The organism is Alcaligenes sp. 13f, assembly GCF_020496585.1.
In the GTDB taxonomy this organism is placed as follows: Bacteria; Pseudomonadota; Gammaproteobacteria; order Burkholderiales; family Burkholderiaceae_B; genus Alcaligenes; species Alcaligenes phenolicus.
This window is the reverse complement of the sequence record NZ_JAHKKC010000014.1, coordinates 47,136-60,316: the sequence shown is the minus strand read 5'-3', so window position 1 is coordinate 60,316 and position 13,181 is coordinate 47,136. Positions and strand designations below refer to the sequence as shown.

The following is a 13,181-nucleotide window of genomic DNA, read 5'->3' as shown; positions in this document are numbered from 1 at the left end:
ATGCTCCGCATTCAGCAGCTAGAGGTCTCCCGGGGGCAAGGCCCCCACGCTTTTCGTGTGCAACTGCCCGAGCTTGCTCTGGACGCGGGGCAGATTGTGGCCGTGACCGGCGTGAGCGGTTGCGGTAAAAGCACCTTGCTGGAAACCTTGGGGCTGCTTTTGCGACCCACTCAGGCTCAGGTCTTTACTTTGGGTAAAGAGGCCAAGGACATCAATGCCTTGTATGCCAGCGGGCGCGAGTCTGAATTGGCCCAATGGCGGGCCAGGAACCTGGGCTTTGTGCTGCAGAACGGCGGCTTGCTGCCGTATCTTTCGGTTTGGGAAAACATGGTTTTGCCGCGCCGCTTGCTGGGCTTGCCGATCAAGGCAGACCATCTGGACGCAGCCATTGCTACCCTGAAGCTGGAACGACTACTGAATCTGTACCCCTCGGCCTTGTCCATTGGGGAACGACAGCGCGTGGCCTTTTCTCGCGCCATTGCTCACGCCCCTGGTCTGGTGCTGGCAGATGAACCTACCGCTGCTCTGGACCCCGAAACGGCTCACAATGTGTTCCAGCTGTTTTTCAGTCTGGCCAAGGAGCTGGATCTGGCGGTCTTGCTGGTCTCGCACGATTGGGACAGCTTGAGCCAGTTCGCCATTCCGCGTTTGCAAGCCAAGCTGGAACCGGGTTTGAGTATTTTTGTTCCCGAGGTTGCCGCCCCATGTTTGTGAACGTCTTTCGTCTGGCCTGGGCCGACTTGCGTTTTGACTGGCGCATTTCTTTTTGCATGGTGGCGGCCATGGTAGCCGTGGTGGCTCCCTTGCTGCTGCTCTTTGGTTTGAAGCACGGTGTGGTCACCCAGTTGCAGCAGGAGTTGCTGCAAGATCCACGCAACCTGGAAGTGAAGATGTTGAGCAGCGGCAGCTTTGACCAGGCCTGGCTGAACAAGCTGCGTCAAATGCCCGGCGTGGGCTATGCCATTGGCATGACACGCTCCTTGAATACTCAGGCAGATTTGCGTCTAGACCGACGCCGTTTTCTCGAAAACGTCGAAGTACTGGCCAGCGCACAGGGCGATCCCTTGTTGCAAAATCAGGCCCGTGACTTATCTCCCAATGAAATCATCCTCACTCAGGAAGCCGCCCGTCGCTTGAACTGGACAGCGGGCGAGTCCGTGTATTTGCGCCTGAGCCGCCGTCTGGACGGACAGCTGGAGCAGGGCAATAAAGCCATGACCGTGGTGGATGTGCTGGCGGAACACCGCTATTCGCGTCCCGCCGTGTTCGTGGCCCCTGAAACCTTGCTGGCTCTGGAATACGCCCGCGATGGTTTTCAAATCCCCGATTTTTCCCTGCTGACCGGCAAGCCTTTGGCCGCCGATATGCCCGTGCTCTACGCCCGCGCCCGTGTCTATGCCAGCACGATTGATCAGGTTGGCGAGGTGGCAAAAGGACTGGAGCAGCAAGGCATTCCGGTCGCCAGTCGCTATGCCGATATTGAGAATGTGCGCGCCATCAACCGGGTGCTGAGCCTGATCTTCGGTGTGATTGCCCTGACCGCTATCGTGGGCTGCGCGGCCTCTTTGGGCGGGGCATTTTTGGCGAACGTGGACCGCAAGCGCAAAGATCTGGCGGTCCTGCGTTTGCTGGGTATTGATAGCTGTGGAGTCATCCGCTATGTGCTGATTCAGGCCATTTTGCTAAGCCTGATCGCCTATGCCTTGGGACTGGGCCTGTATGGCCTGGGCAGCACCTTATTCAATCAACTACTGGTGGGAGATGGCCTGCAGACGGACTTCGTGTGTCGCATTACCGTAGCCCATGCCCTGTACGCCTTATTGATGGTGGCAGGGTTGGCGTGTGTGGTGGCGGCGATCGGAGCCTGGCGGGCCGTTCGTGTTCAACCTGCGGAGAGTTTGCGTGAAATTTAAACCTTTGTTCAGTGCAGCCAGCTTGCTGCTGGGTTTCAGCGCTGTGGCGCAGGCAGCGCCCTGGGACGAGAAGTACTACAACCCCAAGCCAGCTGAAGGGGATGTGGTTCTGCCCATGCCTTGCGAAGGCGCCATGGTATTTCGTCGCGTGGCCGTGCCCGTGGCTGGACCTTTGGACGATATGCGAGTGGTGGTGGGACAGGAAGCCGAGGAATGGGGCTATATCGAACACAAGCGCCCCGAGTTCATTGCAGGCAGCTTTACCGATAGCAAGGCGGGTTCGTCGCGCTACTACTTGATGGCCAAGTACGAACTGAACAAGTTGCAGTACCAGGCCTTGACCGAGGCCACTTGCCCTACGCCCAAGAACAACTTGGTGGTGCCGCAGACCGACATCAGCTGGATGGATGCGGTGCATTTCTCCGATCTGTACAACCAGTGGTTGCGCGAGAACGCCGCCGACAAGCTGCCCAAGGAGGATGGTTTGGCCGGTTTTGTGCGTCTGCCTACCGAAATTGAATGGGAATATGCCGCCCGCGGCGGCTCAGCCTTGTCCTCGGCCGAGTTCCGTGATGTGCGTTACCCCATGCCCGAAGGCATGAATGACTACGAATGGTATGCCGGTGCCCAGTCCTCCAATGGGGCGGTTCAGTTGATGGGACGGCTCAAGCCCAACCCGCTGGGCCTGCATGACATGCTGGGCAATGTAGACGAGATCATTCTGGAGTCTTTCCGCCTGAACAAGCTGGATCGTCAGCACGGACAGGCCGGTGGCTTTGTGGTGCGTGGCGGCAATTTCCTGTCCAAGCCCGAAGCACTGCGTTCTTCGGCTCGTAAAGAGCTGGCGTACTACGGACCTAAAGGACCAACAAAAGCCAAAACAACCGGCATGCGTCTGGCCCTGGTGTCGATTGCCCTGACTTCGCGCGAGCGTGTGCAGGCGATTGAAAAGAGCTGGCAAGCCCTGGGCACCGAGCAAGGCACGGTGAATCCGAATGAGCCAGCCGAAGAGTCCGCGGTGCAGCGCCTGGGCTCCTTAGCCAGTACGCTGGAAGACGACAAGCTCAAAGCCCAGTTGAAGCAGTTGGAAGGGGATTTGCGAGCGGCCAATCTGCGTCAGGAAGAGATGCGTGACCAAGCCATTCGCGCCAATCTGGAGCTGGGCTCGTTCCTGTGCACCAAGCTGAAAGACGATGTGCTCTTCGTAGAATTGCTGCACCGAAATTACGATGCCTTGTGTGAAGCCGATACGGACGACAAGCAATGTGCCAGCCGCAAGGTGAAGTTGGACGAACAGGAAGACCGTGTTGCCAAATTGGCCCGCTATTATGCGAGCAATTTGATTGACGCCTCGTCCTTGTATGGCCTGAATTTGCTGGAAAAACAGGTGCCGGTAGAGCGCCAGATGATGGAACAAAACAAGAGCCTCAGTGCCCTGAAACCCTACCTGGAAGTGCATTGGAAAAATCAGAAGGACTATCTGAAAACAGATGCCATTGATATCAATGCCTGGAAAAACAGTTGTAAATCCGTGCCCAACTCGTGAATCACGAGTCAATAAAAACAGACGTACTTCAAATGGAAGAGGAAGTTATGCAACACGTGCGCCGTTTTACCCCTAGAACTTTGCTGGGCAGCCTGATGCTGGGCGTGGCCTTGCTCTCGGGTTGTGCCAGTACTGGCAGTAGTTTGCTGGGCGGTACCCAGGCCGATGATCGTCTGACCAGTGGTCAGGATGCGAAATTCTTTAGCCGCTCGGGCTTTCAGGCGTGTGCTGGTGCTGCGGCAGTGGGTGTGCTGGCTTGCATGTTGTCCAACTCCAGCAATAAAGCGGCTTGCGCGATTATTGCGGGTGTGGCCGCTTGCGGTGTCGCCATGGGGACCAACTACTATCTGGACCAGCGTCGCACGGAATACGCCAATACCTCGGATCGTCTGGCCGCCATGCAGCGCGACGTAGAAGCCGATACGGCCAATATCATTGAGCGTACCAATACGGCTCAACAAGTGATTGCTGACGACAAGCGGCAGATTGCTGAAATCGAAAAGCACATGAAAGAAAAAACGATGGAGAAAAAACAGGCCGAGAAGCAATTGGCCCGTATCGATAAAAATATCGAAGTGCTCAACCGTGATCTGAAAAACATGAACGAAAAGGTCAGCCTGTACCGCGACGTGGCCGATGCTGAACGCAAGGACGGGGGCAAGAAGTCCGAAGTCCAGCGTCTGGATCGTCAAATTGATCAGATGAATGTGAAAGTGGCCGTGCTGCAGAAAGAAGTAGACGACCTGTATTCCATGCGTTCCGCCGTTACTTTGGGTTAAGGATTATGCGAGTATTTCTGCGTTGGACCCCTTTGGCAGCCAGCCTGTTGCTGGCCGGTTGTGCCACCACCATGAGCGAATGCGACCCCTCTGATCAGGACGCCGGCTTTTTCACCAAAATCAGTTGCGACACTTCGGGCGCGTATCGCCAGCATATTGATGCGCGCGAACAGGGCTTGCTGAGCGCGCAGGAAGCCAATGCGCTGTTTCATCAGGTCTACAAGGATATTCAGACCCAGCAAAGCCTGAGCAAAGCCAGTCTGGCCCAGCAGCGTCAGGCCCAGACGGCCCTGAACCGTTCCATGGGGCAGTTGGTGCGCAGTTTGCAGGCCAGCAAAGGCAAGGAAGCCGGTTTGCAGAACCAGCTCAAGGACCTGGATAAGGGCCTGAAAGACGTGAACCGCTCTACCGAAGACAATAGCCCGGCCGCGATCGCCCAGAAGCAGCAGCAATTGCAGAAGCTGCAAAAAGACGTCAGCCGCCTGCAGTCCAGTTTGGGTTACGACGAGTAAAAGCCTATGCAGCGCGTCATTCTTGATTCGGTTGGACCATCCTCGGCGTATCAGCAGCATCAGCATGCACTCACTGTGCTGAAACGCCAGGATGAACCTTTAACGCATCTGTTTTCCACCTATCAGGCTGATGGTTCCGACACCACGGCCTGGTGGACGGGCATGCAGGGCCAAGCCGTGCCCAAAAACAGCTTGTCTGCGGCACAGCAACAGGCTCTGGATGCGCGTTACCAGCAGTCGCTGGACCGGATCGAGGTTCTGAGCCGCCAGTTGCAAGAGCAGGGGGCGACGCAGGACGCGCAAGCGCTGCAAGCCTTGCTGAAAGATGTGTCGGCCAAAGGGGCGGTTTACAGCGTAGGCGGCAAGCCTTTGCTGGTCATGAGCGAGAACCCGGCGCTGTCGCCCGAGCCCTTGTTCGAGTCCTATCAGAAGCGGGTGGCGCCCCCACCGCCTGTGCCACCTGTGGTGCCTGCGGCAGCAGCCGTGGGGGCAGGGGCTGCTGCGACGACGGTGGCCACCTCCAAAGCTCGTCCGTGGCTGTGGTTCTTGTTGGCCGCTTTGCTGGCTTTATTGCTGGCGCTGTTCTTGTCGTGGTGGTTCAAGTGGCCTCCGGGCTGGTGGGACAAGGAGGTGGTGCCAGTAGAGCCGCCCGCCGTGGTCAAGCCTGATCCTGTGGTGGAAGAGCCTGTTGTCCCTCCAGCGCCACCACCCGAAGAGCCGGTGGTGCCTGTTCCTGAACCGGAACCCGAGCCAATTAAAGTAGAGCCCGTGCCCGAGCCCGTGGTGGAAGAGCCGCCTGTGCCTCCTCCTGCACCGGAGCCGCCGCCCAAGCCTGAGCCACCACCGAAACCCAAGCCTGAACCCAAACCCAAGCCGGGTCCCAAGGTGTCGTCTGATCCTAACTTTGTGTGTGCTCAGGACGAGAAGGGTGAAGTGCTCAAGCCCGAGGTCTACATCATTTTTGATTCCTCCATGTCCATGTTGCTGAGCGTCGATGCCAAGATCCAGGACGAGGAGTGGTTCTTCAGTCAGGATCTGGACGATATGGGCTCCTGGAGTGATTACGCAACCCAGCGTGCTCAAACTCTGTTCCGGGGTACGTCGCGTATCGATGCGGCGCGCAGTGCGTTCTCCAGCATGGTGGACAGTTTGCCGGCCGGACAGGATCTGCACTTGGTGACCTTTGCGCAGCAGTGTGCCGCGCCCAATTACCAGGGCCGCTTTACGACTGCCCAGCGTGGACGCTTGAAGAGTCTGATCCAGAATATCGAGGCCAAGGACAGTACCAACCTGGTGCAGTCCCTGAATCTGGCTGCCAGCCGGGTGGATGGGGTGAATCGGGATGCCTTGATCGTCTTGTTCGTGGATGGCAATGACGGTTGCGATCAGGATATTTGCGCCGTGTCGCGCAGCATTGCCCGTGCCAAGCCACGTTTGCGCATTAACGTGGTGGATATTACCGGGCAAGGTTTGTCAGCTTGCGCGGCAACGGCAACCGGCGGGGTCACGCTGGCTCCCAAGCAGTCTGGTCAGATTGCCAAAGCCCTGCGCGATGCCACAACGGACTTTGTGAAGCGCGCCGAGCAAGCCTGCAAATAAACACATAGCTTGTTGATGTGCCGTGATCAGCCTGGGTTCGCCCAGGCTGATTCGTTTCTGGACAGGCAGAAAAAGACAGGGCCACAATAAGGGCCTGATGACTATGTGTGAACTTGCCAAGAGGGCTAAGGTCCGGTTCTGTCCGCATTGACCGTAAGTGATGCCAAGTTCGCAATGAGATTTCTGTGACAGAACGGGTGGTCTGAGGCTTGGAATCGTTTTCCCCGAGACTTGGCTCCGCACTATTCAATACCGCTTTTGCGCTGAACTACGCATAGACTGTGGAAATGTCTACATCATCCTCTCGCCCTGACTCGCCCGAACGCCGCCTGCGTCGCATGAAGCGCAGCGCCTTGGCTTTGCTGGTGCTGACTATCTGCCTGTTCCTGCTAAGCCACGCCATGATGCGGCAGGGCGAGGCGGCACCTGTCGCCGGATTCTGGCCCTGGTTGCGTGCCTTTAGCGAGGCCGCCACCGTCGGTGCGCTGGCAGACTGGTTTGCCGTCGTGGCCTTGTTCCGCCACCCGTTGGGCCTGCCGTTTCCACATACTGCGATTATCCCCAACAAGAAAAACAGCCTGGGTGAAAGCCTGGGCGTCTTTGTACGCGACCACTTTCTGGATTCCGCCATGCTGCTGGAAAAGCTGCGCAGCCTGGACCCGGCCGCGCGTCTGGGGCAGTGGCTGTCGCAACCCGAGCAGAGCGAACGTGTCAGCCGTGCCTTGCAAACCGCCATGGGCGAGGCCCTGCGATTGCTGGATGAACGCAGCGTCAAACAAGCGCTGACCGATGGCGTACGTGGCTACTTGATGCGGGTGGACATGGCCAGTTCCAGTTCCCAGATTCTGGGGCTGCTGACGCGCAATGCCCGCCACCAGCGCCTGCTGGATGAAGTCTTACAGCAATTGGGTGGCTATCTGTCCAACGAGGCGGTCAAGCAGCGTGTGGCCGATGTATTGGTGCGCTACGCCCAGCGTGAATGGCCCAAGCTCCTGGCCATGGTCGGAGTAGTGACTTCGGTAGACGAGCTATCCGGCAAGATGGCGGACCGCCTGGCGCGCGCTTTGGTGGACGAAGTGCAAGCCATTTTGAGCGAACCCGAGCACCCCTTGCGCAAGGATTACGAGCAATGGGTACACGAGTATATTCAGCGCCTGGGCCAGGACCCGGACTTGATGGAGCAGGTAGAAGCCATCAAGCAGCGTTTTTTACACCATAAAGATGTGGGTGAGTACATTGATGGTGTCTGGACGGATGTGATGCGTGTTGTGCGCAATGATCTGGCCAAAGAGGATTCTTCTGTGGCGGCTCATTTGCGTCAGGTGGCGCAGGATTTGGGGACACGCTTGAATACGGATGCGACGCTGCGTGAAACCTTGAATGAACACATGCTGTCCGCAGCAGCGGGCCTGGCCGAGCAATTACGCGAAGGAGCCAAAGACCATATCTCGCGCACCGTGCGTCAATGGGATGACAGGCAACTGGTGCGCGAGCTGGAACTGACAGTAGGCACGGATCTGCAATACATACGTTTTAACGGTACGGTGGTGGGCGGCTTGGTTGGCGTAGGCCTGCACGCGATCTTGTTATTGGGGCTGGTCTGAGAGACATGAGCAGACCGGCGTTATGCGTGCGTACCAGCCGTAGCTTGCAAACGTCGAAACGTAGCGGGCATTTATTGTAGGACCCAGGTGAGCGCACGGCCTTTGTGTTGCCAGGTATCTGCGAGGGTGGGAGCAGCGAGGTCTTGTATTTTTACCGACATGCTTTTAATCAGGCAACTTTCAGCAAGGGCACAGGCTCCTCGGTGGCATTGGGGTCGGGGACATAAGTAGATCGGTTCGCCATGCCGGTATTCAGCAATTGAATCGACAGTTTCAACTCCAGAGCCTGACGACTGAGTTCGTGGACGGTCTCCCCCAGGCTGCGGGCCAGATCGGCGTTGTCGTTGGTATCGCTGTCCATGGTGGAGACAGTATCGTTAATCTGCGCCAAACCGCTGGCTTGCTCGTTGGAGGCCGTGGAGATTTCGCTGATCAGATGCGTCACGTCCGAGACAGATTGCATGATCTCGTCCATGGTGGAACCGGCCCGCTTGGCATGATGGGCGCCGGTTGCCATGCGTTTCAGGGAGTCTTCCACCAGGTGCTTGATTTCCCCGGCGGCCTGCGCGCTTTTCTGCGCCAGGCTGCGTACTTCACCGGCCACCACCGCAAAACCTTTGCCTGCTTCACCGGCACGGGCTGATTCCACGGCGGCGTTCAGCGCCAGAATATTCGTCTGAAACGCCAAGCCTTCAATAATCGACACAATATCGCCAATGCGCTCGGAGCTATTGTGGATGTCCTGCATGGTGCTGACCATGTCCTGAACCACTTCGCCTCCACGCCTTGCGGTAGACAGGCTTTGGTCGGCCAGCTGATTTGCCAGCCTGGCATTGTCCGCGGTCTGCTGCACATTCATGGTCAACTGCTCCATATTCGCGGCCGTGCGCTGCAAGGAGCCGGATTGGGCGGCGGTGCGGTGGGATAGCTGGCGGTTGCCGTCCTCAATCTGTGTGGATACATCCAGAGAAGCCTGAATGCCCTGATGCACATCGCAAGCAAGGCTCAGCAGGCTCTTGCGCATCATGTCCATGTAGAAATACAGCTGTGCAATTTCCTGGCTGCGGGTGTGTTGTGGGTTCAGGTCGATCAGCAAATTGCCCGTTGCGATTTGCTGGGCGATATGGGTGGCGCTGTGCAGGGGCTGCATCATGCGCTGGGTCACGATCCAGCCGTAGGCCAGAGTGGTCAGACTGACCACGCCCAGGGACGCCAGCCCGGCTGTCAGATAGGTGCCGGATGCGCCGCTGCCCAGTAGCAAACCGGCGCTTAGCGTCACCAGGCCGCCTGTCAGAATCCCGAAGCGCAGCAAGCTGGCGCGCAGGCTGCGGTTCAAGGGCTGGAGCAGGGTGTTCAGGGCAGAGCGCCAGCCTCTGGCTTGCAACTGGCCTTCATGCAGACGAAAGCCGCGCAATCCTTGTTGCTGGATGGAGTGGTACAGATATTCTGCTTCCTTGATTTCTTTAGGCTGGGCGCGTACCCGTACCGAGGCATAGCCGCTGACGCGGCCGTTTTCGATTAAAGGAATGACGCGGGCCTTCACCCAGTAAAAGCCGCCGTCTTTGCGGCGGTTCTTGATCAGCCCCGACCAGGATCGTTGTTGCTTGAGGGTCTGCCATAAATCCTAAAAAATTACGGCCGGCATGTGTGGGTGACGCACGATATTGTGGGGTGCCCCGATCAGCTCTTCATGGCTGTAGCCGCTAACCTCGATAAAGGCCGGATTGGCGTAAATGATGCGCCCCTTCAGGTCTGTTTTGGAGATTAAATAGGTTTTTTCGGGTACCTGTGTTTCATGAGAGGTAATGGCTTGGTTTTCACGCATGATCTGGCCCTGTTAAAGACGTAGGCGGGAAAGGACAGATCATTATGTTGCATATTGACTCAATTTTGTTACTTGGTATTTGTATTAGAGTCTAAATGTGTCAAGGTAATGACAAGCAAAATCCAGGGTTTCAGAGCAAGGTTGCCGTGGTCTACTTCCTTGATTTTATTATTAATTATTATTTTCAAGTATTCCGGGTATCAAAACCGATCCCGGAATTATTGTTTTGTCTAGCTGTCAGTTTTATCAGGATCAGCAGAGCCGCTGCCGATCCTGATTTTATGGTTTAGCGGCGAATCGCTTCCAGGCGGGCATTCGCTGTTTTGGCACTTTGAGCCTGAAAGGGCTGCGTGTTCTGGTAGGACAGTACCTGCATGGTGGGAGCCTTGCTCAACTGAGCCAAAGCAGGAGCACTTTGGTTGGAATCGACAGAGCCGGTATTCAAGGCCTTGATGGCATCGGCCAGCTCGGAGGCTTCGGAGGCCAGGTCGCTCATGGTGTTGCCCAGATCCTGTACCAGGGCGGCATTCTGCTGGGTGACCCCATCCATCTTGGCCATCGCTTCGTTGATCTGATCCAGACCGCTGGCCTGCTCGATCGACGCGGTGGAGATCTCGCCAATAATATCCGTGACACGTTTTACCGAGTCCACGACCTCACCCATGGTGGCGCCCGCGCGGGCAGCTTGTTCGGCACCCACGGCCATACGGCTTACCGAGGCATCAATCAGGTTCTTGATCTCGCCAGCAGCTTGGGAACTCTTCTGGGCCAGACTGCGCACTTCACCGGCCACCACCGCAAAGCCACGGCCAGCCTCACCGGCACGGGCCGACTCCACCGCCGCGTTCAGCGCCAGAATATTGGTCTGGAAGGCAATGCCTTCAATGACGGTGACGATATCGCCAATGCGGCGCGAGCTGTCGTGAATGCCTTGCATGGTCTGCACCACTTCATTGACCACTTCGCCGCCACGCTGAGCAATCTGCATACTGGCATCGGCCAACTGGCTGGCCTGATTGGCGTTATCGGCGTTCTGACGCACGGTTACCGTCAGCTCTTCCATACTGGCGGCGGTTTCCTGCAAGGACGCGGCCTGATCTTCGGTGCGCGATGCCAGATTGGTATTGTTGACTTCCAGAATGCGGGCCGCATGGATAGAGGCATCAATCCCGGTGCGGGCATCACTGGCAATTCCCACCAGACTCTTGCGCATCAAATCCAGACAGAAGTAGAGCTGGCCAATTTCCGAATTGCTTTCGCTGGAGTTGATGTCAATATCCAGCTGCAAGTTGCCGGTGGCAATCTGCTGGGCGATCAGGGAGGCCTGATCCAGAGGGCGGATCACACGCTGGGCAATCAGCCAGCCGTAACCCATCATCACGGCACTGGCCAGGCACAAACCACCTGTCAGCCACAAACCCGAGCCTTGAGGTACGCCCCCCGTCAGGGCGAAGTACAGGGCGGTGCCGGTCGTGGCCAAAGCCAGGGCGCCCATACGGAACAGGCTGGCACGCAAGGAATTGCTGAAAGGGCGGCGCAACTGACTCAAGGCCTTGCGCCAGCCGGTAGGCACAGCACGGCCTTCATGCAGGCGCACACCTTTGGCGCGGCCTTCATTAATGGCGGCGTACAGGCTTTCGGCCTCGTCGATCTGTTCCTGGCTGGGTTTTACGCGCACCGAGGCATAACCGGCTACGGTGCCATTTTCGTAAATGGGTACTGCCATGGCGTAGACCCAGTAAAAGCCACCGTCCTTGCGGCGGTTCTTGACCACGCCCATCCAGGGGCGCTTGCTTTGCAAGGTGTCCCAGAAATCCTGGAAGGCTTCGGGCGGCATATCGGGGTGACGCACAATATTGTGTGCCTTGCCAACCAGCTCCTCGCGGGTGAATCCGCTAATCGCAATAAAGGCCGCGTTCGCGTAGGTGATCCGACCTTTCAGGTCGGTCTTTGAAATAAGGTACTGATCGGCCCGGACACGAACCTCGTCCTGGGTAATGGGGAAATTCTTACGCATTCATCATCCTGGAGGAGAACAACAAAGGGGACGCGGGGGGCCGTCAAGCCCGCATGGGCCATGCAAAAAAGGGGCATAGGCTTCTGTCTGTCCGTGTTCGACCTGAATTGTCAGAAACCTTCTATTTTTGCGAATGGCGGAGCAGAACAAAGCGTGAAACTGTTGTCTGATCCGGCCTCTGACTGAGCGCTTGCGTGTCATTTATGGCAAACACATACACTTCAAACGCTTAACGGCTATCAAACGAATTTCTTTAGGCTTAGATGTTCATGGGTGATAATTTGATCATCTGAAAATAATGTACCCACTGTATTTTCGGATAGCGCCCCTGCCGCCCGCCGGAGCAGAGCGGGCCTCGCTTATAATCCGCCAGACGCGCGCTGGCGCGATTCAGAAGGAGAATATGTGATCGATACGCAGGAACCTGTAGTCAGTGCTGAACTGGTGGCTGTTTTAGTGGCTGTCACCGATGGCGAGCCTCGTGTCTTGACCACGGACGCCGGCCAAGCCTTGCCCGCCGGGCCGTTTCAGCACACGCACCGTTCTTTGCAAACGGGGCTGCGCGATTGGGTGGAAACCCAAACCCATCACCCGGTGGGGTATGTGGAGCAGCTGTATACCTTTGCAGACAGGGACCGTTTTGACGCGCAGGGCACGCGTATTGTGTCGGTCAGCTATGTCGGGCTGACGCGTGAAGTGGGCCAGCCGGATGTAGCCCAGGTGATCTGGCAGGACTGCTACCGCTACTTCCCGTGGGAAGATCGACGCGATGGTGCACCGGACATTATTCAGAAAACCATCGTGCCTGCCTTGCTGGACTGGTGCGAGCAGGACGAATCCTTGCGGGCCTTGCGCCGCCAGCGTGTCAATTACAGCTTTGGCCTGGAAGGGGCGATCTGGAACGAGGACTTTGTTTTGCAGCGTTACGAACTGCTGTACGAAGCGGGCTTGTTGCCCGAGTCCTGTCGCCGTCGCCAGCGTGAACAGCAAGAGCTGGGCAAGCATTACGAGCTGGGTCTGGGCATGCGTCACGATCATCGCCGTATTCTGGCCACAGGTCTGGCGCGTCTACGCGCCAAAATCAAATATCGCCCTGTGGTGTTTGAACTGATGCCGCCAGAATTCACCTTGCTGCAATTGCAGCAGGCCGTGGAAGCCCTGGCAGGGCGGGGACTGCATAAGCAGAACTTTCGCCGTTTGATTGAACAGCAAGCCCTGGTGGAAGAAACCGGCGCCATGAGTGTGGGTGGTTCAGGCCGACCCGCCAAATTGTTTCGCTTTCGTGGAGACGTTTTGTTTGAACGGGCCATCTCGGGCAGTAAATTGCCGCTGGCGAAACAAGCGCGTTAAAAAGCGGGCCTATGGCTTGACAGTGCTTATGCTCAG

Annotated in this window: 11 protein-coding genes; 8 read left to right on the top strand and 3 right to left on the bottom strand. The window is 57.3% G+C overall.

Going from position 1 to position 13,181, the window contains the following annotated elements; all coding sequences use genetic code 11:
* From KOE80_RS13210 to KOE80_RS13180, 7 genes are all read left to right on the top strand, one after another.
* Positions 1-714, top strand: a complete 714-nt coding sequence (locus KOE80_RS13210) for an ABC transporter ATP-binding protein (protein ID WP_226349316.1) — start codon at positions 1-3, stop codon at positions 712-714.
* On the top strand, positions 705-1,913 hold the full coding sequence (locus tag KOE80_RS13205; protein WP_226349315.1) for an ABC transporter permease: 1,209 nt from the start codon (positions 705-707) through the stop codon (positions 1,911-1,913). Before KOE80_RS13210 ends, KOE80_RS13205 begins: the two co-directional genes overlap by 10 nt.
* Positions 1,903-3,459: a formylglycine-generating enzyme family protein gene (locus KOE80_RS13200; protein WP_083053866.1), complete on the top strand. Its 1,557-nt coding sequence runs from the start codon at positions 1,903-1,905 to the stop codon at positions 3,457-3,459. The genes KOE80_RS13205 and KOE80_RS13200 overlap by 11 nt, the downstream gene beginning before the upstream one ends.
* Before the next feature lie 32 nt (positions 3,460-3,491).
* Positions 3,492-4,238, top strand: a complete 747-nt coding sequence (locus KOE80_RS13195) for a hypothetical protein (RefSeq protein WP_226349314.1) — start codon at positions 3,492-3,494, stop codon at positions 4,236-4,238.
* Between the two features lie 5 nt (positions 4,239-4,243).
* Entirely contained in the window at positions 4,244-4,750 is a 507-nt protein-coding gene (locus KOE80_RS13190) for a hypothetical protein (RefSeq protein ID WP_042487427.1), read from the top strand.
* A gap of 6 nt (positions 4,751-4,756) precedes the next feature.
* Positions 4,757-6,349 carry a vWA domain-containing protein gene (locus KOE80_RS13185; RefSeq protein WP_226349313.1) on the top strand — a complete coding sequence of 531 codons (1,593 nt, stop codon included), beginning with the start codon at positions 4,757-4,759 and terminating at the stop codon, positions 6,347-6,349.
* A 287-nt stretch (positions 6,350-6,636) separates the two neighbouring features.
* Positions 6,637-7,953, top strand: a complete 1,317-nt coding sequence (locus KOE80_RS13180; RefSeq protein ID WP_086060795.1) for a DUF445 domain-containing protein — start codon at positions 6,637-6,639, stop codon at positions 7,951-7,953.
* Between the two features lie 169 nt (positions 7,954-8,122).
* On the opposite strand, the gene KOE80_RS20460 is transcribed toward KOE80_RS13180, so the two are convergent.
* The 3 genes from KOE80_RS20460 to KOE80_RS13165 form a co-directional block, all read right to left on the bottom strand.
* Positions 8,123-9,496: a methyl-accepting chemotaxis protein gene (locus KOE80_RS20460; RefSeq protein ID WP_226349312.1), complete on the bottom strand. Its 1,374-nt coding sequence runs from the start codon at positions 9,494-9,496 to the stop codon at positions 8,123-8,125.
* A gap of 81 nt (positions 9,497-9,577) precedes the next feature.
* Positions 9,578-9,778 carry a PAS domain S-box protein gene (locus KOE80_RS13170; RefSeq protein ID WP_226349311.1) on the bottom strand — a complete coding sequence of 67 codons (201 nt, stop codon included), beginning with the start codon at positions 9,776-9,778 and terminating at the stop codon, positions 9,578-9,580.
* A 286-nt stretch (positions 9,779-10,064) separates the two neighbouring features.
* Entirely contained in the window at positions 10,065-11,795 is a 1,731-nt protein-coding gene (locus KOE80_RS13165) for a PAS domain-containing methyl-accepting chemotaxis protein (protein ID WP_226349310.1), read from the bottom strand.
* Positions 11,796-12,200: 405 nt separating this feature from the next.
* Between KOE80_RS13165 and KOE80_RS13160 the strand changes: the two genes are divergently transcribed.
* Positions 12,201-13,145, top strand: a complete 945-nt coding sequence (locus KOE80_RS13160; RefSeq protein ID WP_021446810.1) for an NUDIX hydrolase — start codon at positions 12,201-12,203, stop codon at positions 13,143-13,145.
* Positions 13,146-13,181 lie beyond the last annotated feature (36 nt).

Coding starts and splice junctions, on each gene's coding strand:
- KOE80_RS13210 (WP_226349316.1), top strand. CDS start 1: ATGCTCCGCATTCAGCAGCTAGAGGTCTCCCGGGGGCAAGGCCCCCAC.
- KOE80_RS13205 (WP_226349315.1), top strand. CDS start 705: ATGTTTGTGAACGTCTTTCGTCTGGCCTGGGCCGACTTGCGTTTTGAC.
- KOE80_RS13195 (WP_226349314.1), top strand. CDS start 3,492: ATGGAAGAGGAAGTTATGCAACACGTGCGCCGTTTTACCCCTAGAACT.
- KOE80_RS13190 (WP_042487427.1), top strand. CDS start 4,244: ATGCGAGTATTTCTGCGTTGGACCCCTTTGGCAGCCAGCCTGTTGCTG.
- KOE80_RS13185 (WP_226349313.1), top strand. CDS start 4,757: ATGCAGCGCGTCATTCTTGATTCGGTTGGACCATCCTCGGCGTATCAG.
- KOE80_RS13180 (WP_086060795.1), top strand. CDS start 6,637: ATGTCTACATCATCCTCTCGCCCTGACTCGCCCGAACGCCGCCTGCGT.
- KOE80_RS13170 (WP_226349311.1), bottom strand. CDS start 9,778: ATGCGTGAAAACCAAGCCATTACCTCTCATGAAACACAGGTACCCGAA.
- KOE80_RS13165 (WP_226349310.1), bottom strand. CDS start 11,795: ATGCGTAAGAATTTCCCCATTACCCAGGACGAGGTTCGTGTCCGGGCC.